The organism is Streptococcus mitis, from assembly GCF_002096925.1.
Lineage (GTDB): Bacteria > Bacillota > Bacilli > Lactobacillales > Streptococcaceae > Streptococcus > Streptococcus mitis_AF.
The window spans coordinates 17003-43836 of record NZ_NCVN01000006.1 but is presented as its reverse complement, the minus strand read 5'-3'; the positions used below and the strand labels follow the sequence as shown (position 1 = coordinate 43836).

The window sequence follows — 26834 nt, the reverse complement described above, 5'->3', positions numbered from 1 at the left end:
AGATGAAATATAAAGGCTATTTAATTGATTTAGACGGAACGATTTATAAGGGGAAAGACCGAATCCCAGCAGGAGAGGCTTTTGTCCATGAATTGCAAAAGCGTGATATTCCCTATCTCTTTGTAACCAACAATACAACCCGCACTCCAGAGAGTGTTCAGGAGATGCTGGCTCAGAATTTTAATATCGATACGCCCCTATCGACTGTCTACACAGCGACCTTGGCAACTATCGACTATATGAACGACTTGGGACTGGAAAAGACGGTCTACGTCATCGGAGAAGCAGGGCTTAAGGAAGCCATCAAGGTGGCTGGTTATGTGGAAGACAAGGAAAATCCAGCCTATGTGGTAGTAGGACTGGACTGGCAAGTCGACTATGAAAAATTTGCCACAGCAACTCTTGCGATTCAAAAGGGAGCTCACTTTATTGGAACCAATCCTGATCTCAACATCCCGACAGAACGCGGTCTTTTGCCAGGTGCTGGTTCACTGATTACCCTGCTTGAAGTAGCAACACGAGTGAAGCCTGTTTATATCGGAAAACCAAATGCCATCATTATGGATAAGGCAGTTGAGCACTTAGGCTTGGAACGGGAAGAGTTGATTATGGTTGGGGACAATTACTTGACTGATATTCGAGCAGGGATTGACAATGGCATTCCAACGCTCTTGGTGACAACAGGTTTTACTAAGGCAGAAGAAGTAGCAGACCTGCCAATCGCACCGACTCATGTGGTTTCTAGCCTTGCGGAGTGGAACTTTGATGAAAACTAAACTGACCTTTTGGAGCTCGATGCTCTTTCTCCTCTCCCTCTCAATCCTTTTGACCATTTATTTGGCTTGGATTTTCTATCCGCTGGAAATTCAGTGGCTGAACTTAACGGATCGAGTCTATCTAAAACCAGAAACTATTCAGTACAACTTTCATATCTTGATGAATTATCTGACCAATCCTTTTAGTCAGGTCTTGCAGATGCCGGATTTTCGTTCGTCAGTATCTGGGCTACATCACTTTGCGGTGGTGAAGAATCTCTTTCACTTGGTGCAGCTAGTTGCTCTTGTGACACTACCAAGTTTCTATTTCTTTGTCAAAGGGATTGTGAAAAAGGGCTTTTTATCTTTATTTAGTAAAGAGCTTTTAGCTCTAGTGGTTTTGCCTTTGCTGATTGGTCTTGGGGGAGTTTTGATTGGTTTTGACCAATTCTTTACTCTTTTCCATCAAATTCTCTTTGTGGGAGATGATACCTGGCTTTTTGATCCAGCCAAGGATCCTGTTATTCTGATTTTGCCAGAGATCTTCTTCCTTCATGCCTTTCTCCTATTTTTTGCCCTCTATGAAAGCTTCTTTGGCTATATTTATCTAAAAAGTCGTAGGAAGTGAAACGAAAGATGTTCTTATTTCGCATATATAAATTAGGTGTGTGATTCGAAACTATTGTCAAGAATGAATTAACCAAATCCAATTGTGTCAATCGTTCGCGAACAGTCTATTTTTCTTGAAAAAATAGGCTTTTTTTCTAAAAATCTCTAGTCAAGCGCTTTATTTTTTTGTATAATAGAATCAGCAAAGTATAGATAAGAAGAGAAAAGCATGATTACACTATTTCTATCACCGAGCTGTACTTCATGTCGTAAGGCAAAGGCCTGGTTAGAAAAACATAAGGTTCCCTTTGAGGAACACAATATTATGACCAGTCCTTTAACAAGAAAAGAATTGCAACACATCCTTTCCTTGACCGAAAATGGTACTGATGACATCATTTCAACTCGTTCAAAAATTTTTCAAAAATTAGATATTGATGTAGAAAGTATTTCGGTATCAGAATTGCTTCATTTGATTGAGCAGTACCCTAGTCTTTTGCGTCGTCCAATTATTATCGATGCCAAACGTATGCAGATCGGTTTTAATGAAGATGAGATTCGTGCTTTTCTCCCTCGTAGTTACCGTAAGCAAGAACTAAAAGAAGCAAGAATGAGAGCTGGTATTAGTTAATGAACAAACAGTATAGTTACCCACTAGATTTGTCGTGGAGCACTGAAGAACTTGCTTCAGTGCTTTCTTTTTTTAATGAAGTTGAAGCTGCCTATGAGAGCAAGGTAGAGGCTAAAAAGTTACTGGACTCCTATAAGAGATTCAAAGCGGTCGTGCCAAGCAAGAGCGAAGAGAAACGTTTGGGACGAGAATTTGAAACAGTTAGTGGCTATTCGCTTTACCGAGCAGTTCAGACTGCCAAGGAAAAAGGGGAAGGAAAGATTTCTCTTGGAAAGTAAATTTGAATTTGCCAAAGAGCTTGTTAAGAAGGCGGGCCAGCATATCCTTGACCATAGGCAGGAAGATTTGCAGGTTACGACTAAGTCCTCTCCAACAGATTTAGTGACCAGACTGGACAAGGAAGTTCAGGAGCTATTGGTTGGTGAGATTTTGTCTCGTTATCCTGAGGATAAGATTTGTGCTGAAGAAGGTTGTCTGCGAGCCTCGGTTCAAGAGGGCAAAGTTTGGGTCATTGATCCCATTGATGGGACCAATAATTTTGTCGCCCAGCAGGAAGATTTTGCTGTTATGGTGGCTTATTTTGAAAATAGTCAAGGCCAGTTTGGTTTGATTTATGATGTGGTCAAAGGGGATTGTTATCACGGTGGTGGTGAATTTCCAGTTTGTCTAAATGATAAGCCCCTAGCTCCCTTTAAACCAAAACCACTTGGAGATTTTCTCATTGCAGGGAATAGTGGTATGCTAGAAACCAATGAATGGGGTCTGGCTGATTTGGGTCGAGCGGTCCTCGGTGTTCGTGTATATGGGAGTGCGGCCATCAGTTTTGCCAAGATTTTGTCAGGGCGTTTGTTGACCTATATCACTTATCTGCAACCATGGGATTATGCCGCAGCTAGTATTTTAGGGGAAAGTCTGGGCTATCGGGTTGTAACCCTTTCTGGTGAAGCTCCTGATTTTCAAACTAGACAACCGGTCATGATGCTACCTCTTGAGATGCAGGAGGAAATTCAATCCTATATTTACGAAAGGAAAAGAACTTAAATGCAATTTCCAGAAGGATTTGTTGAAAAATATGAAGAGATACTAGGAGATGAGGCAAGAGATTTTCTTGCCTCTTTTAAGGAGGAAGCGGTTTCGGCTTTTCGGGTCAATCCTTTAAAAGAAGCGCCAATTTCCTTTCCTGATGCCATTCCTCAAACTCCTTGGGGCCACTACGGGAAGGTGTCTGGGAAATCGCCTGAGCATGCTACTGGTTTAGTTTATTCGCAAGAACCTGCTGCTCAGATGGTTGCTCAGGTAGCCCAGCCCAATCCTGGTATGAAAGTCTTGGATTTGGCTGCTGCACCGGGTGGAAAATCAACTCAGCTGGCAGCCTATCTAGCAGGGGAGGGTCTCCTTGTTTCCAATGAAATTTCAAGCAAACGGGCTAAGATTTTAGTAGAAAACATGGAGCGCTTTGGAGCGACAAATGTCGTGGTGACCAATGAATCTGCTGACCGCTTGGCCAAGGTTTTTAAAGGCTATTTTGACCTAATCGTTCTTGATGCTCCTTGCTCTGGTGAAGGAATGTTTCGTAAGCAACCAGATGCTATGAACTATTGGAGCTTAGATTATCCGAGTCAATGTGCTAGCTTGCAAAGAGAAATTCTGGAAGATGCAGTAACCATGCTAGCTGAAGGTGGTCGCTTGGTTTATTCAACCTGTACCTGGGCACCTGAGGAAAACGAAGAGATTGTCAATTGGCTACTGGAGGAGTATGATTTTGATTTGTTGCCAGTAGAGCATATCAATGGAATGGTAGCTGGAATTGACCTGCCAGAAACGGCTCGTATGTACCCACATCATTTTAAGGGAGAGGGTCAGTTTGTAGCGCATTTACAATTTAAAGGTGACAATCCAGCCCCTAAATTTAAGGCAAGTAAGAGCAATCTCAGTCGAGAACAAGTTGCCTTGTGGCAGGAATTTGCCCAAAAACATTTGCAGGTCAATCTAAGGGGAATCTTGCAGACTTTTGGTGACCAACTTTATCTCTTGCCAGAATTCTTGCCAGATTTAGGGAAACTCAAGATTGCTCGCAATGGACTGCATCTGGGCACTTTTAAGAAGAAACGCTTTGAGCCTAGTTTTGCTCTTGGTCTAGCCTTGAAACCGAGTCAGGTCAAGCAGTCGCTTGAAATTGACCAAGAAGCATTTATAAAGTATGTGGCTGGAGAAACCGTTCAGCTGGCAGAAAGTCTGCCAAATGGTTGGTACCAAGTTTTGGTTCAAGGAAATGGTTTGGGCTTTGCTAAGGTGACTGGAAATGTTTTGAAAAATTATTTTCCTAAAGGCCTTAGATTCAAGTGAAAATGCTAGTCAAAGTAGCTTGTCTATGTTATAGTGGAAGTATGGATTTTTTTCAAATTGTCTTTCATTTTAAGTCAAAATTGGTGGGCAAGGCAACTGAGCAAATTTCTAGTAAAACCAAGCTATCAACTTCAGTTGGCTCCCAATTTTAAAAAAGAAAAACATAAATAAATAGTTGAAAAAATTCACGGCATTCACCATTATTTTCAAGGAGAAAAACAGTGAAAAAAAGGAAAAAACTCGCTCTATCCCTTGCAGCTCTTTTGCTGGCAGGTTCTTTGACGGGATGTGCTAGCTGGATTGATCGTGGAGAATCCATGACAGCTGTTGGCTCAACAGCTCTTCAGCCCTTGGTCGAAGCAGCAGCAGATGAATTTGGTTCTATGCACGTTGGAAAAACAGTCAACGTCCAAGGTGGAGGATCTGGTACAGGTCTGTCTCAGGTTCAATCTGGAGCCGTTGATGTAGGAAATTCAGACGTATTTGCCGAGGAAAAAGACGGTATCAACGCTTCTGCTCTAGTGGACCACAAGGTTGCGGTAGCGGGCTTGGCGGTGATTGTAAACAAGGAAGTTGATGTTGAAAATCTGACAACTGAACAACTCCGTAGCATCTTCACAGGTCAAGTAACCAACTGGAAAGAGCTCGGGGGCAAAGACCTAGCCATTTCCATTATCAATCGCGCAGCAAGTTCTGGTTCGCGTGCAACCTTTGATAGTGTTGTCATGGATGGTCAATCTGCTGTGCAGAGTCAAGAACAGGATTCAAATGGGATGGTTAAAAACATTGTTTCCCAGACACCAGGAGCCATTTCTTACCTAGCCTTTGCCTATGTGGATGACTCAGTTAAACGCATGAAGTTGAACGGCTATGAGCCGATTGCAGAAAATGTTACAAGCAATAACTGGCCTTTGTGGTCTTATGAACACATGTACACCCTAGGTCAACCAAATGAATTGGTGGCAGAATTTCTCAACTTTGTCCTCTCAGATGAAGCGCAAAGTGGAATCGTTAAGGGGATGGGCTATATTTCTGTCAAGGAAATGAAGGTTGAAAAAGATGCTGTAGGAACGGTGACAGCACTAGAAGGGAGTCACTAATGAATCAAGAAGAATTAGCTAAAAAATTACTTTCTCCCTCAAAGAACTCTCGTCTAGAGAAACTAGGAAAAGGCTTGACCTTTGCCTGTCTGTCTTTGATTGTCATCATTGTGGCTATGATTTTGATTTTCGTAGCCCAAAAAGGTTTGTCGACCTTCTTTGTAAATGGGGTTAATATCTTTGATTTCCTTTTTGGCCAAACTTGGAATCCTTCAGGTAAACAATTTGGTGCCCTTCCCATGATTTTGGGTTCCTTTATTGTTACAATCCTGTCAGCTCTTATCGCAACTCCTTTTGCCATTGGTGCGGCAGTCTTCATGACCGAAGTTTCACCAAAAGGTGCTAGAATCTTGCAACCAGCCATTGAATTGCTAGTAGGGATTCCTTCAGTCGTATATGGATTTATCGGTTTGCAGGTCGTAGTTCCCTTTGTCCGTAGTATCTTTGGTGGAACTGGTTTTGGGATTTTGTCAGGAATTTTCGTTCTCTTTGTCATGATTTTACCGACGGTAACCTTTATGACAACTGATAGCTTGCGTGCTGTGCCTCGTCACTACCGCGAAGCTAGTTTGGCTATGGGGGCCACTCGTTGGCAAACCATCTGGCGCGTGACCTTGAAGGCAGCGCGTTCAGGGATTTTCACAGCAGTGGTCTTTGGGATGGCGCGTGCCTTTGGTGAGGCCTTGGCCATTCAGATGGTAGTTGGAAACTCAGCCGTTGTTCCAACTTCACTAACAACACCTGCTGCGACCTTGACCTCTGTGTTGACCATGGGTATCGGAAATACCGTTATGGGAACAGTTGATAATAACGTTCTCTGGTCCTTGGCCTTGGTCTTGCTCTTGATGAGTTTGGCCTTCAACAGTGTGATTAAATTGATTACGAAAGAAAGAGGAAAGAAAAACTATGCACGCTAAGAAATTAGATAAAATTGCAACAGCTGTCCTCTACTCGATTGCAGGAATTATTGTTGCCATCTTGGCATCCTTGATTCTCTATATCTTGGTTCGTGGTTTGCCCCACATCTCTTGGTCTTTCTTGACTGGCAAATCATCTTCTTACCAAGCAGGCGGAGGGATTGGAATTCAGCTCTATAATTCCTTCTTCCTTTTGGTCATTACCTTGATTATCTCTGTGCCTTTGTCTATGGGAGCTGGGATTTTCCTAGCTGAATATGCTAAAAAAGGTCCTGTGACCAATTTTGTCAGAACCTGTATTGAAATCTTGTCTTCACTGCCATCAGTGGTTGTAGGTCTCTTTGGTTACTTGATCTTTGTAGTTCAGTTTGAGTATGGATTTTCAATCATTTCAGGTGCCTTGGCCTTGACGGTCTTTAACCTGCCTCAGATGACTCGTAATGTTGAAGATAGCTTGAAACACGTTCACCATACGCAACGTGAGGCTGGTCTGGCCCTTGGGATTTCTCGTTGGGAGACAGTAGTCCATGTGGTCATTCCAGAAGCCCTACCAGGTATTGTAACGGGTGTCGTCTTGGCCTCTGGTCGTATCTTTGGTGAGGCGGCTGCTTTGATCTATACAGCAGGACAATCCGCTCCAGCCCTTGACTGGTCTAACTGGAATATTCTCAGTGTGACTAGCCCAATCTCTATCTTCCGTCAAGCAGAAACCTTGGCTGTCCATATCTGGAAAGTCAATAGTGAAGGAACTATTCCAGATGGAACCATCGTATCAGCAGGTTCTGCGGCCGTGCTCCTCATCTTTATCCTCATCTTTAACTTTGGAGCCCGTAAACTCGGAAGTTACCTACATAAGAAATTAACCGCTGCCTAAAGGAGAAGCCATGTCAAAATATAATTGGGATGAAAAGCATATCATCACCTTTCCTGAAGAGAAAGTGGCCCTCTCTACTAAGGATTTACATGTTTACTACGGTAAAAATGAATCCATCAAGGGCATCGATATGCAATTTGAAAAGAATAAAATTACTGCCTTAATTGGCCCTTCTGGTTCAGGAAAATCAACCTATCTCCGCAGTCTCAATCGTATGAATGATACGATTGATATTGCCAAGGTAACAGGTCAAATTCTCTATCAAGGGATTGATGTCAACCGCCCAGAAATCAATGTTTATGAGATGCGCAAGCACATCGGAATGGTCTTCCAACGCCCAAATCCCTTTGCCAAGTCTATCTACCGCAATATCACTTTTGCCCATGAACGTGCAGGTGTTAAGGACAAGCAAGTTTTGGATGAAATTGTGGAAACTTCTCTCCGTCAAGCTGCCCTTTGGGATCAGGTCAAAGATGATTTGCACAAGTCAGCCTTGACCTTATCAGGTGGTCAGCAACAGCGTCTCTGTATCGCTCGCGCTATCTCTGTTAAACCAGATATCCTCTTGATGGATGAACCGGCGTCAGCCTTGGATCCTATTGCGACAGCCCAGCTGGAAGAAACGATGTTGGAATTGAAGAAGGACTTTACCATCATCATCGTGACCCACAGTATGCAGCAGGCTGCGCGTGCTAGTGACTACACAGGATTTTTCTACTTGGGTGACTTGATCGAGTACGATAAGACCTCTAATATTTTCCAAAATGCCAAACTACAGTCAACCAATGACTACGTAACAGGACACTTTGGATAGAAAGGAAACAGTATGACAGAAGCGATTTTACAGGTGTCAGACCTGTCCGTTTACTACAATCAAAAGAAGGCCTTGAATAGTGTTTCCCTATCTTTCCAACCTAAGGAAATTACAGCCTTGATTGGTCCATCTGGATCAGGGAAATCAACCCTCCTCAAGGCTATCAACCGCATGGGGGATCTCAATCCAGAGGTGACCACAACTGGTTCGGTGGTTTATAACGGCCACAACATCTACAGTCCGCGTACAGATACAGTTGAATTGCGGAAGGAAATCGGTATGGTCTTTCAACAACCGAACCCTTTCCCTATGTCTATCTACGAAAATGTTGTTTACGGGCTTCGTATCAATGGAGTTAAGGACAAGCAGGTTCTGGATGAAGCGGTAGAAAAAGCCTTGCAACGAGCTTCTATCTGGGATGAGGTCAAGGATCGCCTGCATGATTCAGCTATCGGGCTTTCAGGTGGACAACAGCAACGTGTCTGTGTTGCCCGTGTCTTGGCAACAAGTCCTAAAATCATTCTCTTGGATGAACCGACTTCAGCCTTGGACCCTATCTCGGCTGGTAAGATTGAGGAAACCTTGTATGGTCTAAAAGATAGATATACCATGCTCTTGGTTACGCGTTCCATGCAACAAGCTTCTCGTATTTCTGACAAGACAGGATTTTTCCTAGATGGAGATTTAATCGAGTTTAACGATACCAAGAAGATGTTCCTAAACCCACAACACAAGGAAACAGAAGATTATATTTCAGGAAAATTTGGATAAGGAGATAAATGATGTTACGTTCTCAATTTGAAGAAGATTTGGAGAAATTGCACAACCAGTTCTATGCTATGGGACAAGAAGTGCTATCCCAAATCAATCGGACAGTGCGTGCCTTTGTTACGCATGACCGTGATTTGGCCAAGGAAGTTATCGAAGATGATGCAGAAGTAAACGAATACGAAGTGAAATTGGAGAAGAAATCATTTGAAATGATTGCCCTTCAACAACCGGTTTCTCAGGACTTGCGTACTGTTCTAACAGTCTTGAAGGCTGTATCAGACTTGGAACGTATGGGGGACCATGCTGTTTCCATTGCAAGAGCAGCCATTCGTATGAAGGGGGAGCAACGTATCCCAGCTGTTGAAGAAGAAATCAAGAGAATGGGTCGCGATGTCAAGAACTTCGTTGAAGCAGCCCTAGAACTCTATCTGAATGGTTCAGTAGACCAGGCCTATGAAGTAGCAGCAATGGATGAAAAAATCAACCATTACTTTGATAGCATTCGTGACTTGGCTACAGAAGAAATTAAGAAAAATCCAGATGCTATCGTTACAGGACGTGATTACTTCCAAGTGATTGCCTTCTTGGAACGTATTGGAGACTATGCCAAAAATATCTGTGAATGGGTTGTTTACTTTGAAACAGGTAAGATTGTCGAACTATAAAATAGATTCATTCTGTATAAAAAGGAGCTCAAAATCAACTGACAGCTCCTTTTTTGAATGAAAAAAATATTTTTAAGATAAAAATTCAAAAAATACTTGACAAGTAACTTGGATAGCGTTATAATTATACAAAATTAACAGAGAGGTTGTTTATTTATGAAATCAAAAAAATGGATATTTGTTTTATGTAGTTTTCTTGCAAGTTTCTTCTTAGTAGCTTGCCAGTCGGGTTCTAATGGTTCTCAGTCAGCTGTTGAGGCCATTAAGCAAAAGGGGAAATTAGTTGTCGCGACTAGTCCTGACTATGCACCTTTTGAATTTCAGTCTTTAGTTGACGGGAAAAATCAGGTAGTCGGTGCAGATATTGATATGGCCCAAGCTATCGCTGATGAACTTGGGGTGAAGTTGGAAATTTCAAGCATGAGTTTTGACAATGTATTGACCAGTCTTCAAACTGGTAAGGCTGACCTAGCGGTTGCAGGAATTAGCGCTACTGATGAGAGAAAAGAAGTCTTTGATTTTTCAATTCCTTACTATGAAAACAAGATTAGTTTCTTGGTTCGTAAGTCTGATGTAGAAAAATACAAGGATTTAACTAGCCTTGAAAGTGCTAATATTGCAGCCCAAAAAGGGACTGTTCCAGAAGCTATGGTCAAGGAACAATTGCCAAAAGCTCAATTAACTTCCCTAACCAATATGGGTGAAGCAGTTAATGAATTGCAGGCTGGAAAAGTTGATGCTGTTCACATGGATGAGCCTGTTGCCCTTAGCTATGCTGCTAAAAATGCCGACTTAGCTGTCGCAACTGTCAGCTTGAAGATGAAGGATGGCGAAGCTAATGCAGTTGCCCTTAGAAAAAATAGTGCTGATTTGAAAGAAGTGGTGGACAAGGTCATTCAAAAACTTAAGGATGACGGTACCTACCAAAAATATCTTGAAAAGGCGGCAAGCCTAACAGAAGTTGAACAATAAGAAAAAAGCAGAGTTGGAAGTCATTCCAATTCTGCTTTTAAATAGTTTAAAACCTTTTCCAGATTTTCTAAGGATACCTTGGCAAATTGATAAGGACAGGCACCCAAGTAAGCCTCTTCAAAGAAGTTCAATTTCAGCTGACTGTGTTTGAGGCTGGCGATTTTAGGATACTGTCTGAGGTCTAGCAATAAACCATCGTGTAGGGGATAATGAGGAAGGGGACAAGGAGTGTTAGCTAGTCTTTCCTCGATTTGTTTTTGGTAGTCTTCCTGATTGGACAAGCGAGCTAGACGATTTTTCTCAAACAATTGACTGTCAATATAGAGTGATAAGGCCTTTTGCATGATGAGGTTGCTGTCGTAGTCTAGGATATTTTTGTAGGCCACAAAGGCTTCTTTGATAGCATTTGGCAGAATGAGTGCCGTAATCCGCAGGGCTGGAAAGAGGCTGGTTGAGAAGGACTTGATATAAATGACGCGCTCCTCTGTATCCAGATAGTGGAAGGTCTGGCCCTTTTTAGAGTCCAAATCCCCCAGATAGTCGTCCTCTACGATATAAACACCATACTTGGCAGCTAAGTCAAGAATAGCTCGTTTTTCCTGCTCTGAATAGGAATGTCCCAGAGGATAGTGAAAACGAGGAATGGTATAGAAAAACTTAATTTGTCCTGTTTTGAAGTGGCCTTCCAGTTCCTCCAAGTCAATTCCATCAATGCCTCGTTCAATCGTTTGATAGTCCAGACCTTGAGCAATCAAGAGGCGATTCATCCGATGGTAGGTCGGCTGTTCCACCAAGATTTCCTTGGCTTGGCTAGGAAAGGAAATTTGAGAAAGGATAAACAAGGCTTGTTGGGTTCCAGAAGTCAGTACCAGTTGGTCCGCCTTGCAGTAGAGAGCTTGGTCAAAGAGGAGTTTATGAATGGATTGTCTTAGGTCTTCTAAACCTTCTTGATTTTCATAGTAGTTGAAGAGGTAGTTTTCTCGGCCAATCAAGGTTTCATTGACACAGAGTCGGAAATCGTCATAGGCGCTGGCATGTTCGTCGGTAACCTCGATTTCTAGGTCCTGGTGTTGCCCTTGTTCTAGGACATAGTAGCCACTCTGGGGCTTGGCATAGAGATATTGTTCGTGCCGTAATTCCAGCAGGGCTCGTTGGACAGTATCCTTGCTACAGTTGAAGTCAAGGCTCAGTTGACGGATAGAAGGCAGGCGGCTTCCCGTCGGAAATCGTCCAGACTCGATACCATTTTTTAGATAGGAAACGACCTCTTGGTACTTGCTTTGTTTCTTCATTCCAGACCTCCCTTGATTTTGTTACATTGTACCCTTTTTTTTCTTTCTTGGCAATGTCTAGAGTATTTCTCTCGTTCACATCTAGGGGCAAATGTGGTATACTTAGGAGTAACATTTATAGAATAACAGACAAGAAAGTGAATGGATAAGAACGTGCAGGAACCAGTGAAATTATTTCAATACAATACCCTTGGAGCCTTGATGGCTGGCCTTTATGGTGGTACCATGACAGTGGGAGAATTGCTAGAGCATGGTGATCTTGGTTTGGGAACCTTGGATTCTATTGATGGGGAATTGATTGTCTTAGATGGCAAGGCTTATCAGGCCAAAGGATCAGGAGACCAGCCAGAAATTGTAGAGGTGTCACCAGATGCCCTCATTCCTTATGCTGCAGTGGTACCGCATCAGGCAGAGGTTATTTTTCGACAACGGTTTGAGATGACAGACAAGGAATTAGAAGAGCGAATTGAGTCTTATTATGACGGAGAAAATCTTTTCCGCTCTATCAAGATTCGGGGGGAATTTTCACATATGCATGTGCGCATGATTCCCAAGTCGACACCAGATACCAAGTTTGCTGATGTCGCAACCCATCAACCGGAATATAGTCGTGATAATGTGGCGGGGACCATCGTTGGTTTCTGGACGCCAGAGATTTTCCATGGGGTTAGTGTGGCAGGCTACCATCTGCACTTCATTTCAGATGATTTGACCTTCGGTGGTCATGTCATGGACTTTGTCATCAAGGAAGGCATTATTGAGGTGGGAGCTGTTGACCAATTGGATCAACGTTTCCCAGTCCAAGACCGTCAATACTTGTTTGCTAAGTTCAATGTTGACGAGATGAAAAAAGATATTGAAAAGGCAGAATAGGAGAAGAAAATGACCATTCATATTATCATTACCATGGTGCTTTTGCTAGCTTTCTTGTTAGGGAGCATTTGGTATGCCAAAAAGAAATACCAGATTAATTTAGCTGTTTTGGGATTAGGGGCCGTAGCCTTCTTTGTCTCTTCACAGATTTTGGAAAAACTGGTGCATATCTTAGTTTTGCATCCTCAAAAAGACGGTAGTATTGCCCTCTTACAAGACCATCCGCTTGTCTATATCATCTATGGCCTAGCCATGGCAGCATTTTTTGAGGAAACTGCTCGTCTTATTTTCTTCAAATGGTTGGAGAAAAAGAGAAGTTTGGAAAAGGCAGATGCCTTGGCTTATGGATTGGGGCATGGTGGCTTGGAGTTGATTTTCCTAGGTCTTACTAGTTTGATTAATCTCTACATCGTTCTCTCAGCAGTTCAAACTCAGAATCCACAGGTCATGCAATTGCTGTCTGAAAATATGTTAAAAACCATTCAGTCACTTTCTGTCTGGCAGATTTATTTGCTTGGTTTTGAACGGATTCTGGCTCTAGGTTTCCAATTGCTTTTGACTGTTTGGGTTTACCAAGCTGTTCGCCAGAAGAAATGGATTTATCTCCTAGCAGCCTATGGCCTACATGCCTTCTTTGACCTGGCACCATCTCTAGCCCAAGTTGGCTGGCTTACAAGTCCAGTCTTAGTTGAAGTCATTCTACTAGTTGAACTGATCCTAGTTGCCTATGGAACCAAGGCTATCTTTTGCAAAAAATCATAAGAAAAAGGGGGAAACCTCTTTTTTTGTTTAAAATAAGCCCAAGATTTTTTTAGGGTCGTCAAATGGTCTTAAAAATGGTATAATGGAATGAATTTTGTAAAAGGAAGAGTGTCATGTCAGTAAAAGAAAACATGCTTGAAATCTTAGAAGGGATTGATATCCGTTTCAAAGAACCCTTGCATAGCTATAGTTATACAAAAGTAGGTGGAGAGGCCGATTATTTGGTCTTTCCACGAAATCGTTTTGAGTTGGCGCGCGTTGTCAAATTTGCCAATCAAGAAAATATCCCTTGGATGGTGCTGGGAAATGCTAGCAACATCATTGTTCGTGATGGTGGGATTCGTGGATTTGTTATCTTGTGTGACAAGCTCAATCATGTTTCCGTTGATGGCTATACCATCGAAGCTGAGGCTGGTGCTAACTTGATTGAAACAACTCGCATTGCCCTCCGTCATAGTTTGACTGGTTTTGAGTTTGCTTGTGGTATTCCTGGAAGTGTCGGTGGTGCTGTCTTTATGAATGCGGGTGCCTATGGTGGTGAGATTGCCCACATCTTACAGTCTTGTAAAATTTTGACCAAGGATGGAGAAATCGAGACCCTATCTGTCAAGGACTTGGCTTTTGGTTACCGCCATTCAGCCATTCAGGAGTCTGGTGCAGTTGTCTTATCAGCTAAATTTGCCCTAGCCCCAGGAAGCCATCCGGTTATCAAGCAAGAAATGGATCGCTTGACGCATCTACGTGAACTCAAGCAACCTTTAGAATATCCATCTTGTGGTTCGGTCTTTAAGCGTCCAGTAGGGCATTTTGCAGGTCAGTTAATTTCTGAAGCTGGCTTGAAAGGCTATCGTATTGGTGGAGTAGAAGTCTCAGAAAAACACGCAGGTTTTATGATCAATGTCGCTGATGGAACGGCTAAAGACTACGAGGACTTGATTGAGTCTGTTATCGAAAAAGTCAAGGAACACTCTGGCGTTACTCTTGAGAGAGAAGTTCGTATCTTGGGTGAAAGCAAGTAGGAAGCTGTAGTTGAAAAGCTGCTGCTATGTCATGGAAAGGGGGTGAAAGCCTATCGTCAGTGCAGAAGAATGTAGGCAGTTCAATCTCCTACGCGAGGTAGTAGCGGCCTGACAGAGCCCTGATCTGTTAATCTATGAAAAAGAAGGAATAAATGACAATTGAAAAAACCAATTATTGAATTCAAAAACGTCTCTAAAGTTTTTGAAGACAGCAACACCAAGGTTCTCAAAGATATCAACTTTGAGTTGGAAGAAGGGAAGTTCTATACTCTTCTAGGCGCGTCTGGTTCAGGGAAATCAACTATCCTTAACATCATTGCAGGTTTACTGGATGCGACGACAGGAGATATTTTGCTGGATGGTGTCCGTATCAATGACATCCCAACCAACAAGCGAGATGTGCATACGGTCTTCCAATCCTATGCCTTGTTTCCACATATGAATGTGTTTGAAAATGTTGCCTTTCCGCTCCGCTTGCGTAAGATTGATAAGAAAGAAATCGAGCAGCGTGTAGCAGAAGTTCTCAAGATGGTTCAGTTGGAAGGTTATGAAAAACGTTCTATCCGTAAACTTTCTGGAGGACAACGCCAGCGTGTGGCCATTGCCCGTGCCATCATCAATCAACCCCGTGTGGTCTTGCTGGATGAGCCCTTGTCAGCGCTGGACTTGAAACTGCGAACAGACATGCAGTACGAACTCCGTGAATTGCAACAACGATTGGGCATTACCTTCGTCTTTGTCACCCACGATCAGGAAGAAGCCCTTGCCATGAGTGACTGGATTTTCGTTATGAATGATGGCGAGATTGTCCAGTCTGGAACACCTGTGGATATCTACGATGAGCCGATTAACCACTTTGTTGCCACCTTTATCGGTGAGTCAAATATCTTGCCAGGAACCATGATTGAGGACTACTTGGTTGAGTTTAACGGCAAACGCTTTGAAGCGGTCGATGGGGGGATGAAGCCAAATGAGCCAGTCGAAGTCGTGATTCGTCCAGAAGACTTGCGCATTACCCTTCCTGAAGAAGGCAAGCTCCAAGTTAAGGTCGATACCCAGCTCTTCCGTGGGGTTCACTATGAAATTATCGCCTATGACGAACTTGGAAATGAATGGATGATCCACTCGACTCGTAAGGCCATCGTGGGTGAGGAAATCGGTCTGGACTTTGAACCAGAAGACATCCACATCATGCGCCTCAATGAAACAGAAGAAGAGTTCGATGCTCGTATCGAAGAATACGTGGAAATCGAAGAGCAAGAAGCAGGTCTGATCAATGCAATCGAGGAGGAAAGAGATGAAGAAAACAAGCTCTAAACTCTTTGTAGTGCCCTACATGCTCTGGATTGCCCTCTTTGTGTTGGCACCCTTGGTCTTGATTTTCGGACAATCCTTTTTCAATATCGAAGGCCAATTCAGTTTAGAAAACTATAAATCTTACTTTGCGTCACAAAACTTGACCTATCTAAAAATGAGTTTCAACTCTGTACTCTATGCAGGAATTGTGACCTTTGTGACCTTGCTTATCAGTTATCCAACAGCCCTCTTTTTGACCCGTCTCAAGCACCGTCAACTCTGGCTCATGCTGATTATTCTGCCAACCTGGATTAACCTGCTCCTCAAGGCCTATGCCTTTATCGGGATTTTTGGTCAGAATGGCTCTATTAACCAATTCTTGGAATTCATCGGAATCGGTTCACAGCAGTTGCTCTTTACCGATTTCTCCTTTATCTTTGTCGCAAGCTACATAGAGCTTCCATTTATGATTTTGCCGATTTTCAATGTCTTGGATGATATGGATAACAATCTTATCAATGCCAGTTATGACCTAGGTGCGACCAAGTGGGAGACCTTCCGTCATGTCATTTTCCCTCTATCGATGAACGGTGTGAGAAGTGGGGTTCAGTCGGTCTTTATCCCAAGTTTGAGTCTCTTCATGCTGACTCGTTTGATTGGTGGGAACCGCGTTATCACGCTGGGAACAGCCATTGAGCAGAACTTCCTGACCAATGACAACTATGGAATGGGTTCTACCATCGGTGTGATTCTTATCCTGACCATGTTCATCACCATGTGGGTGACCAAGGAAAGGAGAGAACGATGAAAAAATTTGCCAACCTTTATCTGGGACTGGTCTTTCTTGTCCTCTACCTGCCGATTTTTTACCTGATTGGCTATGCCTTTAATGCAGGCAACGACATGAATAGATTTACAGGCTTTAGCTTGAGCCATTTTAAAACCATGTTTGGCGATGGTCGCCTCATGTTGATTGTGACTCAGACATTTTTCTTGGCCTTTCTGTCAGCCTTGATAGCGACCATTATCGGGACTTTTGGTGCCATTTACATCTACCAGTCTCGCAAGAAATACCAAGAAGCCTTTCTTTCACTCAATAATATCCTCATGGTTGCGCCTGACGTTATGATTGGTGCCAGCTTCTTGATTCTCTTTACCCAACTCAAGTTTTCACTTGGCTTTTTGACCGTTCTATCTAGCCACGTGGCCTTCTCCATTCCTATCGTGGTCTTGATGGTCTTGCCTCGACTCAAGGAAATGAACGGTGACATGATTCATGCGGCCTATGACTTGGGAGCCAGTCAATTTCAGATGTTCAAGGAAATCATGCTTCCTTACCTGACACCGTCTATCATTGCAGGTTACTTCATGGCCTTTACCTATTCGCTAGATGACTTTGCCGTGACCTTCTTCGTAACGGGAAATGGCTTTTCAACTCTGTCAGTCGAGATTTATTCTCGTGCTCGTAAAGGAATTTCGCTAGAAATCAATGCCCTTTCTGCCCTTGTCTTTCTCTTTAGTATTATCCTGGTTGTTGGATATTACTTTATCTCACGTGAGAAGGAGGAGCAAGCATGAAAAAACTCTATTCATTTTTAGCAGGAATTGCAGCCATCATCCTGGTCTTGTGGGGAATTGCGACGCATTTAGATAGTAAAATCAATAGCCGAGATAGTCAAAAACTGGTTATCTACAACTGGGGTGACTATATCGATCCTGAACTCTTGACTCAGTTCACAGAAGAAACAGGAATCCAAGTCCAGTACGAGACTTTTGACTCCAATGAAGCCATGTATACCAAGATCAAGCAGGGTGGAACGACTTATGATATTGCTATCCCAAGTGAATATATGATCAACAAGATGAAGGACGAAAACCTCTTGGTACCGCTTGACTATTCAAAACTTGAAGGTCTTGAAAATATCGGACCAGAGTTCCTCAACCAGTCCTTTGACCCAGGCAATAAATTCTCCATTCCTTACTTCTGGGGAACCTTGGGAATTGTCTACAATGAAACCATGGTAGATGAGGCGCCTGAGCATTGGGATGACCTCTGGAAGCCAGAGTATAAGAACTCTATCATGCTCTTTGATGGGGCACGTGAGGTACTGGGACTAGGACTCAATTCGCTAGGCTACAGCCTCAACTCCAAGGATACCCAGCAGTTGGAAGAGACAGTAGACAAACTCTACAAGTTGACTCCAAATATCAAGGCTATTGTGGCGGACGAGATGAAGGGATACATGATTCAGAATAACGCTGCAATCGGTGTGACCTTCTCTGGAGAAGCCAGCCAAATGCTGGAGAAAAATGAAAATCTACGCTATGTGGTTCCGACAGAAGCCAGCAACCTTTGGTTTGACAATATGGTCATTCCCAAAACAGTCAAAAACCAAGATGCCGCCTATGCCTTTATCAACTTTATGTTGAAACCTGAAAATGCTCTCAAAAATGCAGAGTATGTCGGCTATTCAACACCAAACCTGCCAGCTAAGGAACTGCTCCCAGAGGAGAAGAAAGAAGACAAGGCTTTCTATCCTGATGCTGAAACCATGAAACACCTAGAAGTTTATGAGAAATTTGACCATAAATGGACAGGCAAATATAGCGACCTCTTCCTACAGTTTAAAATGTATCGGAAGTAGGAGTAGAACGTAAGAAAACGAATCAGTTAGAGCTGGTTCGTTTTTTAAAAAATAGAAGGCAATTTTTTAACTGTATATTTTTCTATTCTGGTTGCTTATTTTTTAGCCCAGTAGTATACTAAGTTTAACCTTACAGAAAGCGGTAACAAACAATGGAAATGTCTACTTTTTTCAAAAAAAGTTTCTGGCCAACCTTTTTGACTGTTCAGCAAACTGTTATACTATTCTCTCTAAAGGATGGTTTGGATCGACAATACCTAACAACTGATTCCATACATTTGGTGATAGGGTTCTTTATATTTGTAAATATTTTCGAAGCTATCTTTAACAATTCAAAACTTTGGAATAAAAGTTGGGATAAAAAGAAAAATGGCAGTAAGAAAAAGTATATTCTGAAAAAGTAATCGGAGATGTAGAGAATTGCTCTGATTCAACGGAGACGATTTCCAGTTGACGCAAGCTTAGAAAAACGTTATAATAAGAAAGTTGAGAATTGATTTTCAGTTGTCTTAGTCCAGAGAAATGGCGGTGCTGCGAGCCATCTAAGCTAGGAAGTCATGCTACTCAATTTAACAATTGCATAAGAATAAGAGAATGACAAGTTCATTGAATGAAGGTGGTACCGCGGTTTTTCGCCCTTCGTGATATGAGCTTGTCTTTTGATTTTTGGAGGTGTTGATGAAAACATTTCTTGTCAAACAAAAGTTTCGTCTTGGAGGCGAACGCTTCGCTATCAAGGATGACAGGGGAGAAATCGCCTATCAGGTGGAGGGATCATTTTTTAAGATTCCCAAAACTTTTACCATCTATGATGCGGCTGGTGAACAGGTCAGTCAGATTAGTAAAGAAATCTTGACCTTGCTCCCTCGTTTTGAGATTCAGCTTCAGGATGGCTCGAGTTTTGTCATTCGTAAGAAGTTGACCTTCTGGCGAGATAAGTATGAGTTTGATAATCTAGGTCTTCGTATCGAGGGCAATATCTGGGATTTGAATTTCAAATTGCTGGATGATCGTGATCAGATGATTGCAGAAATTAAGAAGGAACTCTTCCATCTGACCTCTACCTATACCGTAACGGTTCTTGAGGACGCTTATGCAGACCTAGTCATTTCCCTCTGTGTCGCGATTGACTATGTGGAAATGCTGGAAAGCCAATCACATTAAACAAGTAAATAAGGAGACAATATGAAACAACTATCTAGTGCACAAGTACGCCAAATGTGGCTTGACTTCTGGGCGACTAAAGGTCACTCAGTAGAACCATCAGTGAGTTTGGTTCCTGTAAATGATCCAACTCTTTTGTGGATCAACTCTGGGGTAGCAACCCTTAAGAAATACTTTGATGGAACCATTATCCCTGAAAATCCACGTATTACTAATGCCCAAAAAGCGATTCGTACTAACGACATCGAAAACGTAGGGAAGACAGCACGTCACCATACCATGTTTGAAATGTTGGGGAATTTCTCTATTGGGGATTACTTCCGTGATGAGGCTATCACTTGGGCTTATGAGCTTTTGACAAGCCCTGAGTGGTTTGACTTCCCAGCTGAAAAACTGTACATGACCTACTATCCAGACGATAAAGATTCTTACAACCGTTGGATTGAAGTGGGAGTGGATCCAAGTCACTTGATTCCTATTGAGGACAACTTCTGGGAAATCGGTGCTGGGCCTTCTGGACCTGATACAGAGATTTTCTTTGACCGTGGAGAAGCTTTTGACCCAGAAAATATCGGTCTTCGCCTTCTTGCAGAAGATATTGAAAACGACCGTTATATCGAAATCTGGAACATCGTTTTGTCACAATTTAACGCGGATCCTGCTGTTCCTCGTAGCGAGTACAAGGAATTGCCACACAAGAACATTGATACGGGCGCTGGTTTGGAGCGTTTGGTGGCAGTTATTCAAGGGGCTAAGACAAACTTTGAAACTGACCTCTTCATGCCAATCATTCGTGAAGTTGAGAAATTGTCTGGTAAGGTTTACGACCAAGATGGCGACAACATGAGCTTCAAAGTCATCGCTGACCACATCCGTTCTCTTTCATTTGCCATTGGTGATGGTGCCCTTCCAGGAAATGAAGGTCGTGGTTATGTTCTTCGTCGTTTGCTCCGTCGTGCTTCTATGCACGGTCAAAAATTGGGTATCAACGAGCCTTTCCTTTACAAACTGGTTCCAACTGTTGGGAAAATCATGGAAAGCTACTATCCAGAAGTGCTTGAAAAACGTGACTTTATCGAAAAAATCGTTAAGAGCGAAGAAGAATCATTTGCGCGTACTCTTCACTCAGGTCAACATTTTGCCCAAGGCATTGTAGCTGAATTGAAAGAAAAAGGTCAATCTGTTATCGCTGGTTCAGATGTCTTCAAACTTTATGACACTTATGGATTCCCAGTTGAATTGACTGAAGAAATCGCTGAAGAAGCTGGTATGACTGTGGATCGTGAAGGTTTTGAAGCAGCCATGAAAGAACAGCAAGAACGCGCGCGTGCCTCAGCTGTCAAGGGTGGCTCAATGGGTATGCAAAATGAAACCCTTCAAAACATCACAGTGGAAAGTGTCTTCAACTACAATGCTAGCCAATTATCTTCTAAATTGGTGGCTATCGTGGCTGACAATGCAGAAGTAGAAGCTGTATCAGAAGGAACTGCCTCTCTTATCTTTGCGGAAACGCCATTCTATGCTGAAATGGGTGGACAGGTCGCTGACCACGGACAAATCTTGGATGAGTCAAGTAAGGTCGTGGCTACTGTGACCAATGTTCAAAAAGCACCAAACGGACAAGCCCTTCACACGGTTGAAGTTCTTGCACCGCTTGCCTTGAACCAAGAATATACCTTGGCAATTGATACAAATCGTCGTCACCGTGTCATGAAAAATCACACTGCGACTCACTTGCTTCACGCTGCTCTTCACAACATCCTTGGAAACCACGCGACACAAGCAGGATCTCTTAACGAAGTCGAATTCCTTCGCTTTGACTTTACGCATTTCCAAGCAGTAACTGCTGAAGAATTGCGTGCCATTGAACAGCAAGTCAACGAGAAAATCTGGGAAGCTCTTGAAGTGAAGACAGTTGAAACGGATATTGACACTGCTAAAGAAATGGGAGCTATGGCCCTCTTTGGTGAGAAATACGGCAAAGAAGTCCGTGTTGTTACTATAGGTGACTACTCTATCGAGCTTTGTGGTGGTACCCACGTTGGCAACACTTCTGAGATTGGTCTCTTCAAGATTGTCAAAGAAGAAGGGATCGGATCAGGAACTCGCCGTATCTTGGCAGTGACTGGTAAGGAAGCCTTTGAAGCTTATCGTGAACAAGAAGACGCTCTTAAAGCTGTCGCAGCAACCTTGAAAGCACCTCAAGTCAAGGAAGTGCCTCACAAGGTAGAAGGACTTCAAGAACAACTTCGTCAACTTCAAAAGGAAAATGCTGAGTTGAAAGAAAAAGCCGCAGCTGCAGCTGCAGGCGACATCTTCAAGGATGTTAAGGAAGTCAACGGTCACCGTTACATTGCTAGCCAAGTGTCTGTATCAGATGCAGGTGCCCTTCGTACTTTTGCAGATAACTGGAAACAAAAAGACTACTCTGATCTTCTTGTCCTAGTTGCTGCTATCGGAGACAAAGTCAATGTCCTTGTAGCAAGCAAGACAAAAGACCTTCATGCAGGAAACCTTGTCAAAGAATTAGCACCAATCGTCGATGGACGTGGTGGTGGTAAACCAGACATGGCCATGGCAGGAGGAAGCAACCAAGCTAAAATTCAAGAATTGTTGGATGCGGTAGCAGGTAAATTGTAATCAAGTAATACTCTTCGAAAATCAAATTCAAACCACGTCAGCTTCGCCTTGCCGTACTCAAGTACAGCCTGTGGCTAGCTTCCTAGTTTGCTCTTTGATTTTCATTGAATATAAAGATCTATCCATTTGGGTAGGTCTTTTTGTGAATGCAAAAAAGCCAAATCCGCTTGGACCTGGCTTGGTTATCATTGAGTATTAGATAGTATTGGATGCCCAGACACTTACCGAAGCAGCTGAAACTGGGAATTGTCCATAACCTTCCTCATCAATTGTAATTTGACCTTGGTGGTTTTCAAGTAAATCTACAAAGGTTTGGTTAGCCCATTCTTGGCCGACAAACATTGACTTGCTGTTTTCTTGGTTATTTGAGATAAGGACTGCGATTGGGGATTGATGTTCAGTACCTGAACGTACCCAACCGATACAGTTAGCATCATCAAAGTAGTCTGTTTGCTCTCCATAGGCCAAATCTTTTCGGATGGTTAGGAGGCGGTCAAGGACCTCTTTGAAATCTTGTTGAGCATACTGCCCTGAAATCCCATAGTAGTCGCCGTAAAAGACACATGGAAGGCCATTTTTGCGTAACAGAATGAGGGCATAGGCTGCTGGTTTGAACCATTCTTCAACGGTAGACTCAAGGGCTTGTCCTCGTTGGGTATCATGGTTGTCGACAAAGGTTACAGCCTTGTCAGGTTTGAGTTCAACCAAGCTATCTGTGAAAATGCCACGAAGGTCATAGTTGGAACCTGCTCGACTAGCATCAAAGAGATTCTGGTGGAGACGAACATCAACAAGGTCAAAGCGTTCTTCCGTTTTTTCAAGATAGTCTAGATTGGCTTCCTTATCGGGATTCCAAAATTCACCAAAAACGTAGAAATCGTCACCGTATTTTTCTTTCATATCGCGGATAAAATTGCTCATGAAGAAAGAGTCAATGTGCTTAACGGCATCCAAACGGAAACCAGCTATACCAGTCGTCTCCATGAACCAGTCAGCCCAGTCATAGATATTTTTGATAACTTCAGGATGTTTAAAGTCTAGGTCGGCATACATGAGGTAGTCGTAGTTACCGTTTTCATTATCGACCAATTCCTCGTTGGCCCAGCCCTTGTTGTCTCCTTGAATCAGATAAATCCCAGACTTACGGCGTTTTGCATCGTAGTCTGTACCGGTGAAGTGGTACCAGTGCCAGTGGAAGTCATTGTAGGTATCGTGGCGACCATCGAAGGTAAAATTAGTCCAGCCATTGATGGTGAAAGGTTCTCCGAGTTCAACTGTACGGTCAACCGGATCCACTTCGATGACTTGAAAGGCTTCCATGTGATCGGCAGCAGCCTTGTGATTGAGTACCACATCGGCCATAGGCTGGATCCCATGTGCTTTTAGTGCTTGAATGGCTTGAAGATAGTCTTCTTTGAAACCATACTTGGTGCGGACAGTCCCTTTCTGGTTGAACTCACCAAGGTCAAATAGGTCATAGACCCCATAGCCTACATCTTTTTCGTTGGTAGCTTTAAAAGCTGGTGGCATCCAGACATGGCTGATACCGAGATCGGCTAGGTGTGGAGTATCTTCAGCTAGACGCGTCCAGTGCTGGCCGTCGTGGGGCAGATACCATTCAAAGTATTGCATGAGTGTTTGATTTTGCATGATGTTTCCTCTTACTTGTCAATCTTGTTCTTTATTCTATCATAAAGTATCGGTTAGCTCAAACGTTTGCGTAAAACTGAATAATAAGTTTTTGACTATTTTATATAAAATGTTGATTTTTAAAATGAAAGCGCTATAATTATAGTAAATTACATAGATAAAGAGAGGAGATTTCTCATGATTGAATTTCAAAATGTTAGTAAGGTGTATGGTGATAAAGAGGCCTTGAGCAATCTCAATTTGCAGATTGAGAATGGGGAGATTATGGGCTTGATTGGCCATAATGGGGCTGGAAAATCGACTACTATAAAATCCTTAGTCAGTATTATTTCGCCCAGCAGTGGTCGTATTTTGGTAGACGGTCAGGATTTATCGGAAAATCGCTTGGCTATCAAACGAAAGATTGGCTACGTAGCAGACTCGCCTGACTTATTTTTACGCTTAACGGCCAATGAATTTTGGGAATTAATCGCCTCCTCTTATGATCTGACTAGCTCTGACTTGGAGGCTAGTCTAGCTAGGCTATTGAAAATTTTTGATTTTGCTGAAAATCGCTATCAGGTCATTGAAACTTTTTCTCACGGAATGCGTCAGAAAGTCTTTGTCATAGGGGCACTCTTGTCTGATCCTGATATTTGGGTCTTGGACGAACCCTTGACTGGTTTGGATCCCCAGGCTGCCTTTGATTTGAAGCAGATGATGAAGGAACATGCACAAAAAGGCAAGACGGTCTTGTTTTCAACCCATGTTCTAGAGGTGGCCGAGCAAGTCTGTGATCGGATTGCCATTTTGAAAAAGGGGCATTTGATTTATTGTGGTAGCGTGGAGGACTTGAGAAAAGACCACCCAGACCAGTCTTTGGAAAGTATCTACCTTAGCCTTGCTGGTAGAAAAGAGGAGGTTTCAGATGCGTCTCAAGGTCATTAAAAAATTAGTGGATATCAATATTCTCTATTCATCTCAAGAAGCTAATCTGGCTAACCTACGAAAGAAGCAGGCTAAGAATCCTGGGAAAAAAGTAAATGTTTCCGCTAGAGTCCTAAGTTCTTACATTTTTTCTAGTCTCTTGGTGCTCATCGCTTTTAGTAATATAGCCATTCATTTTCCTTTTGAGGAAAACCCCATTTATTTTAGTGGAATGATTTCTTTTTTACTGCTGCTTGTCTTTTCAACTTCTTTAACAGCTTTTTACAATGTCTTTTATGAGAGTAAGGATCTGGTCTCCTATAGGCCCTATGCCTTTAAAGAATCAGAGATTATAATCGCTAAAGGACTGTCTGTCCTCTTGCCAGCTCTGCCTGGAATTGTACCAATCCTAGCTTATTTTCTAGTCCTCTATATTAGGCTAGCACCTTCTCTTTGGCTAGGCTTGCCTTTGATGCTACTGTCCTTGATCTTATTATTTGTCTCTGTTACTTTAGTGATGGTAGTGGCAGTACATTTCTTGGCTCAGACTAGGGTCTTCAGAAAGTATCAGTCTATTTTTTCGAATGTGATGATTGGGATAGGAGTTCTCATACCTTTAATATTTGTCTTCTTTCTACAGTCGACTTCTGGACGTATTGTTGACAAAGTTAGAGACATTCCATTTCTCCTTTATCCTATTCATCTCTTTTACAAAATAGCAGTGGAGCCTTTTTCGACAGAAGCCATCCTGGGTCTGCTCGCTTGGATAGGACTAACTCTCTTCTTGCTTTACTTGAGCAAAAAGAAGGTTTTTCCTCGTTTTTATGACGTGATTCTGCTTAACAGTGAGGAGAAAGTCAAGAAAGAACGTCGCAGTAAGGAGAAAATTTCAACTACTAAAAAGGGATTTTTCCGCATGGTTTTACGCTACCACCTCTCCCTCTTGGGACAGGGAACTGGCGTGGTTACAGTGCTTTTTACAAGTGCTTTCCTTCCTTATCTCATGATGATTGGTCTGATTTCCAAAATCCGAGATTCTCAGTTAGTCCCAGACATTCATCCTCCATACTGGTTACCCTTGTTTTTTATAGCTCTCTTTATAGCAGTTGTCAATAACAATATCACCAGCCTGCATTCAATTGCCTTGTCCTTGGAGAGGGAAAATGTTGATTTTCTTAAGAGTTTACCCTTTGACTTTGCTCGTTATGTGAAAGTGAAATTTTGGATTATATTTGCTGTCCAGTCCTTTTTACCAATTCTGACGTTACTTGGTCTTTCTCTATATCTAGGCTTGCCCATCCTTTCGATGATTTACCTTCTTGCGACATGGGTCCTTGCCAGTGTCATCCTTTCTTGCCACCATTACCTTAAGGACGTTAAAAATTTGTCAACCAATTGGAGTAACATTACGGACTTGGTGAACCGTTCAAATCGTATAGTAGCAATTGTTTTGATTTTGGTTTATAGTGCAATCTTAATGGCCCTTGTAATAGGGAGCATATTCTTGGTTCAGTCTCTCGCCCCTGTCCTTGCCATCAGCTTGGGAGTAGGAGTTCTTATCCTCTTGCTAGCTCTTGCTATTTTTGGCTATCATTACTACCTGTCACGTATATTGACAGAAATAGAAAAAAGATGAGCTAGTTGGTCGTTTGCTTGATAAATTCAATTCGACAAACGCTTTTATAGTTTGTTAGAATGTAGTTGTAAATGATTAAGATTGGTAATTAAAAATATAGGGAGGAATGTTTTGAATAAGAAATGTAATATAGTTCTATTATTGTTGTTTATAGTTTATTTATTTGGATATTTTTCAATTTCAAAAACGTTAATTCCTATAATGTGTGTGATCCAAGTGTTTTTGATAGAACATATATTTAGAGTTCGAAATAGAATTATGCAGATAGGTGAAATTTTAATTATTGTTGCTTCTATAATATTATTTATTGATAGTATATTGAGTTTGTAACAAAAGGCTTTTCTATAAAATCAAATTTTCCAGATATCTACTGAAGCTGATTTATCTTCTCTCTATGCCTTCTCAACTTTATTCTATTATCTTTGTCACTAAATTTGACAGACACATATTACTGATACAGCCTATCTATCTACAATATCATAGTAAATTTGAGGCTA

At 42.3% G+C, this 26834-nt stretch carries 27 protein-coding genes; 25 read left to right on the top strand and 2 right to left on the bottom strand.

The genetic code is table 11. The annotated features are described in order from the left end of the window. Positions 1–2: 2 nt before the first annotated feature. The 13 genes from B7692_RS01710 (at position 3) to B7692_RS01650 (ending at position 10454) form a co-directional block, all read left to right on the top strand. Positions 3–776, top strand: a complete 774-nt coding sequence (locus tag B7692_RS01710; RefSeq protein ID WP_084929734.1) for a TIGR01457 family HAD-type hydrolase — start codon at positions 3–5, stop codon at positions 774–776. Beyond that, positions 766–1383 (top strand): TIGR01906 family membrane protein, encoded by a 618-nt coding sequence (locus tag B7692_RS01705; protein WP_084929733.1) that lies wholly within the window; start codon positions 766–768, stop codon positions 1381–1383. The genes B7692_RS01710 and B7692_RS01705 overlap by 11 nt, the downstream gene beginning before the upstream one ends. Positions 1384–1593: 210 nt before the next feature. Further along, positions 1594–1995 carry a Spx/MgsR family RNA polymerase-binding regulatory protein gene (locus B7692_RS01700; RefSeq protein WP_000631254.1) on the top strand — a complete coding sequence of 134 codons (402 nt, stop codon included), beginning with the start codon at positions 1594–1596 and terminating at the stop codon, positions 1993–1995. Continuing rightward, positions 1995–2273: a UPF0223 family protein gene (locus tag B7692_RS01695; protein WP_084929732.1), complete on the top strand. Its 279-nt coding sequence runs from the start codon at positions 1995–1997 to the stop codon at positions 2271–2273. The genes B7692_RS01700 and B7692_RS01695 overlap by 1 nt, the downstream gene beginning before the upstream one ends. Next, positions 2263–3036 (top strand): inositol monophosphatase family protein, encoded by a 774-nt coding sequence (locus tag B7692_RS01690; protein WP_084929731.1) that lies wholly within the window; start codon positions 2263–2265, stop codon positions 3034–3036. The genes B7692_RS01695 and B7692_RS01690 overlap by 11 nt, the downstream gene beginning before the upstream one ends. Continuing rightward, the gene (locus tag B7692_RS01685) at positions 3037–4341 is read left to right on the top strand and encodes an RsmF rRNA methyltransferase first C-terminal domain-containing protein (RefSeq protein ID WP_084929730.1); all 1305 of its coding nucleotides are present in this window, start codon (positions 3037–3039) and stop codon (positions 4339–4341) included. 221 nt (positions 4342–4562) lie between these two features. After that, on the top strand, positions 4563–5441 hold the full coding sequence (locus B7692_RS01680) for a phosphate ABC transporter substrate-binding protein PstS family protein (RefSeq protein WP_084929729.1): 879 nt from the start codon (positions 4563–4565) through the stop codon (positions 5439–5441). Next, positions 5441–6358: a phosphate ABC transporter permease subunit PstC gene (gene pstC, locus B7692_RS01675; protein ID WP_001070902.1), complete on the top strand. Its 918-nt coding sequence runs from the start codon at positions 5441–5443 to the stop codon at positions 6356–6358. Before B7692_RS01680 ends, pstC begins: the two co-directional genes overlap by 1 nt. After that, the gene (gene pstA / locus B7692_RS01670) at positions 6348–7232 is read left to right on the top strand and encodes a phosphate ABC transporter permease PstA (RefSeq protein WP_000543046.1); all 885 of its coding nucleotides are present in this window, start codon (positions 6348–6350) and stop codon (positions 7230–7232) included. The genes pstC and pstA overlap by 11 nt, the downstream gene beginning before the upstream one ends. 10 nt (positions 7233–7242) lie before the next feature. Next, entirely contained in the window at positions 7243–8046 is an 804-nt protein-coding gene (pstB, locus tag B7692_RS01665) for a phosphate ABC transporter ATP-binding protein PstB (RefSeq protein WP_000049848.1), read from the top strand. A gap of 12 nt (positions 8047–8058) precedes the next feature. Next, complete coding sequence (pstB, locus tag B7692_RS01660) at positions 8059–8817, top strand: phosphate ABC transporter ATP-binding protein PstB (protein ID WP_049542866.1); 759 nt, start codon at positions 8059–8061, stop codon at positions 8815–8817. Positions 8818–8828: 11 nt separating this feature from the next. Beyond that, positions 8829–9482, top strand: coding sequence for a phosphate signaling complex protein PhoU (gene phoU / locus B7692_RS01655; RefSeq protein ID WP_000946460.1), 654 nt, complete (start codon positions 8829–8831; stop codon positions 9480–9482). Positions 9483–9638: 156 nt separating this feature from the next. Continuing rightward, a complete protein-coding gene (locus tag B7692_RS01650; RefSeq protein ID WP_020900242.1) occupies positions 9639–10454 on the top strand; it encodes an ABC transporter substrate-binding protein in 816 nt (271 codons plus the stop codon). A gap of 20 nt (positions 10455–10474) precedes the next feature. Here the strand turns inward: B7692_RS01650 and B7692_RS01645 are convergent, their stop codons facing one another. Then, positions 10475–11746, bottom strand: coding sequence for an aminotransferase-like domain-containing protein (locus tag B7692_RS01645; protein WP_084929728.1), 1272 nt, complete (start codon positions 11744–11746; stop codon positions 10475–10477). A 141-nt stretch (positions 11747–11887) separates the two neighbouring features. Here B7692_RS01645 and budA point away from each other — a divergent pair, with 141 nt between their 5' ends. From budA to alaS, 10 genes are all read left to right on the top strand, one after another. Further along, on the top strand, positions 11888–12619 hold the full coding sequence (gene budA, locus B7692_RS01640; protein ID WP_000360295.1) for an acetolactate decarboxylase: 732 nt from the start codon (positions 11888–11890) through the stop codon (positions 12617–12619). A 9-nt stretch (positions 12620–12628) separates the two neighbouring features. Beyond that, positions 12629–13381: a YhfC family intramembrane metalloprotease gene (locus B7692_RS01635; RefSeq protein ID WP_023946322.1), complete on the top strand. Its 753-nt coding sequence runs from the start codon at positions 12629–12631 to the stop codon at positions 13379–13381. 113 nt (positions 13382–13494) lie between these two features. Continuing rightward, entirely contained in the window at positions 13495–14400 is a 906-nt protein-coding gene (gene murB / locus B7692_RS01630; protein WP_000111599.1) for a UDP-N-acetylmuramate dehydrogenase, read from the top strand. Positions 14401–14559: 159 nt separating this feature from the next. Beyond that, the gene (locus B7692_RS01625) at positions 14560–15717 is read left to right on the top strand and encodes an ABC transporter ATP-binding protein (protein ID WP_000742900.1); all 1158 of its coding nucleotides are present in this window, start codon (positions 14560–14562) and stop codon (positions 15715–15717) included. Next, entirely contained in the window at positions 15698–16504 is an 807-nt protein-coding gene (locus tag B7692_RS01620) for an ABC transporter permease (RefSeq protein ID WP_000753801.1), read from the top strand. The genes B7692_RS01625 and B7692_RS01620 overlap by 20 nt, the downstream gene beginning before the upstream one ends. Then, positions 16501–17274 carry an ABC transporter permease gene (locus B7692_RS01615; protein ID WP_084929727.1) on the top strand — a complete coding sequence of 258 codons (774 nt, stop codon included), beginning with the start codon at positions 16501–16503 and terminating at the stop codon, positions 17272–17274. The genes B7692_RS01620 and B7692_RS01615 overlap by 4 nt, the downstream gene beginning before the upstream one ends. Continuing rightward, positions 17271–18341, top strand: coding sequence for an ABC transporter substrate-binding protein (locus tag B7692_RS01610; RefSeq protein ID WP_084929726.1), 1071 nt, complete (start codon positions 17271–17273; stop codon positions 18339–18341). Before B7692_RS01615 ends, B7692_RS01610 begins: the two co-directional genes overlap by 4 nt. Positions 18342–18493: 152 nt before the next feature. Then, complete coding sequence (locus B7692_RS01605; RefSeq protein ID WP_084929725.1) at positions 18494–18745, top strand: hypothetical protein; 252 nt, start codon at positions 18494–18496, stop codon at positions 18743–18745. Between the two features lie 274 nt (positions 18746–19019). Continuing rightward, complete coding sequence (locus B7692_RS01600) at positions 19020–19505, top strand: LURP-one-related/scramblase family protein (RefSeq protein ID WP_084929724.1); 486 nt, start codon at positions 19020–19022, stop codon at positions 19503–19505. Between the two features lie 21 nt (positions 19506–19526). Next, positions 19527–22145, top strand: coding sequence for an alanine--tRNA ligase (gene alaS, locus B7692_RS01595; RefSeq protein ID WP_084929723.1), 2619 nt, complete (start codon positions 19527–19529; stop codon positions 22143–22145). Positions 22146–22340: 195 nt separating this feature from the next. Here alaS and B7692_RS01585 read toward each other — a convergent pair whose 3' ends face one another. After that, on the bottom strand, positions 22341–23795 hold the full coding sequence (locus tag B7692_RS01585) for an alpha-amylase (protein ID WP_084929722.1): 1455 nt from the start codon (positions 23793–23795) through the stop codon (positions 22341–22343). 177 nt (positions 23796–23972) lie between these two features. Here B7692_RS01585 and B7692_RS01580 point away from each other — a divergent pair, with 177 nt between their 5' ends. After that, positions 23973–24722 carry an ABC transporter ATP-binding protein gene (locus B7692_RS01580; RefSeq protein ID WP_023946342.1) on the top strand — a complete coding sequence of 250 codons (750 nt, stop codon included), beginning with the start codon at positions 23973–23975 and terminating at the stop codon, positions 24720–24722. Beyond that, a complete protein-coding gene (locus tag B7692_RS01575) occupies positions 24703–26337 on the top strand; it encodes a hypothetical protein (protein WP_084929721.1) in 1635 nt (544 codons plus the stop codon). Before B7692_RS01580 ends, B7692_RS01575 begins: the two co-directional genes overlap by 20 nt. Positions 26338–26834: the final 497 nt, after the last annotated feature.

Excerpts from the sequence above, each read along its gene's own strand:
- B7692_RS01710 (WP_084929734.1), top strand. The coding sequence starts at position 3 with ATGAAATATAAAGGCTATTTAATTGATTTAGACGGAACGATTTATAAG.
- B7692_RS01705 (WP_084929733.1), top strand. The coding sequence starts at position 766 with ATGAAAACTAAACTGACCTTTTGGAGCTCGATGCTCTTTCTCCTCTCC.
- B7692_RS01700 (WP_000631254.1), top strand. The coding sequence starts at position 1,594 with ATGATTACACTATTTCTATCACCGAGCTGTACTTCATGTCGTAAGGCA.
- B7692_RS01695 (WP_084929732.1), top strand. The coding sequence starts at position 1,995 with ATGAACAAACAGTATAGTTACCCACTAGATTTGTCGTGGAGCACTGAA.
- B7692_RS01685 (WP_084929730.1), top strand. The coding sequence starts at position 3,037 with ATGCAATTTCCAGAAGGATTTGTTGAAAAATATGAAGAGATACTAGGA.
- pstC (WP_001070902.1), top strand. The coding sequence starts at position 5,441 with ATGAATCAAGAAGAATTAGCTAAAAAATTACTTTCTCCCTCAAAGAAC.
- pstA (WP_000543046.1), top strand. The coding sequence starts at position 6,348 with ATGCACGCTAAGAAATTAGATAAAATTGCAACAGCTGTCCTCTACTCG.
- pstB (WP_000049848.1), top strand. The coding sequence starts at position 7,243 with ATGTCAAAATATAATTGGGATGAAAAGCATATCATCACCTTTCCTGAA.
- pstB (WP_049542866.1), top strand. The coding sequence starts at position 8,059 with ATGACAGAAGCGATTTTACAGGTGTCAGACCTGTCCGTTTACTACAAT.
- phoU (WP_000946460.1), top strand. The coding sequence starts at position 8,829 with ATGTTACGTTCTCAATTTGAAGAAGATTTGGAGAAATTGCACAACCAG.
- B7692_RS01650 (WP_020900242.1), top strand. The coding sequence starts at position 9,639 with ATGAAATCAAAAAAATGGATATTTGTTTTATGTAGTTTTCTTGCAAGT.
- B7692_RS01645 (WP_084929728.1), bottom strand. The coding sequence starts at position 11,746 with ATGAAGAAACAAAGCAAGTACCAAGAGGTCGTTTCCTATCTAAAAAAT.
- budA (WP_000360295.1), top strand. The coding sequence starts at position 11,888 with ATGGATAAGAACGTGCAGGAACCAGTGAAATTATTTCAATACAATACC.
- B7692_RS01635 (WP_023946322.1), top strand. The coding sequence starts at position 12,629 with ATGACCATTCATATTATCATTACCATGGTGCTTTTGCTAGCTTTCTTG.
- murB (WP_000111599.1), top strand. The coding sequence starts at position 13,495 with ATGTCAGTAAAAGAAAACATGCTTGAAATCTTAGAAGGGATTGATATC.
- B7692_RS01620 (WP_000753801.1), top strand. The coding sequence starts at position 15,698 with ATGAAGAAAACAAGCTCTAAACTCTTTGTAGTGCCCTACATGCTCTGG.
- B7692_RS01615 (WP_084929727.1), top strand. The coding sequence starts at position 16,501 with ATGAAAAAATTTGCCAACCTTTATCTGGGACTGGTCTTTCTTGTCCTC.
- B7692_RS01610 (WP_084929726.1), top strand. The coding sequence starts at position 17,271 with ATGAAAAAACTCTATTCATTTTTAGCAGGAATTGCAGCCATCATCCTG.
- B7692_RS01605 (WP_084929725.1), top strand. The coding sequence starts at position 18,494 with ATGGAAATGTCTACTTTTTTCAAAAAAAGTTTCTGGCCAACCTTTTTG.
- B7692_RS01600 (WP_084929724.1), top strand. The coding sequence starts at position 19,020 with ATGAAAACATTTCTTGTCAAACAAAAGTTTCGTCTTGGAGGCGAACGC.
- alaS (WP_084929723.1), top strand. The coding sequence starts at position 19,527 with ATGAAACAACTATCTAGTGCACAAGTACGCCAAATGTGGCTTGACTTC.
- B7692_RS01585 (WP_084929722.1), bottom strand. The coding sequence starts at position 23,795 with ATGCAAAATCAAACACTCATGCAATACTTTGAATGGTATCTGCCCCAC.
- B7692_RS01580 (WP_023946342.1), top strand. The coding sequence starts at position 23,973 with ATGATTGAATTTCAAAATGTTAGTAAGGTGTATGGTGATAAAGAGGCC.
- B7692_RS01575 (WP_084929721.1), top strand. The coding sequence starts at position 24,703 with ATGCGTCTCAAGGTCATTAAAAAATTAGTGGATATCAATATTCTCTAT.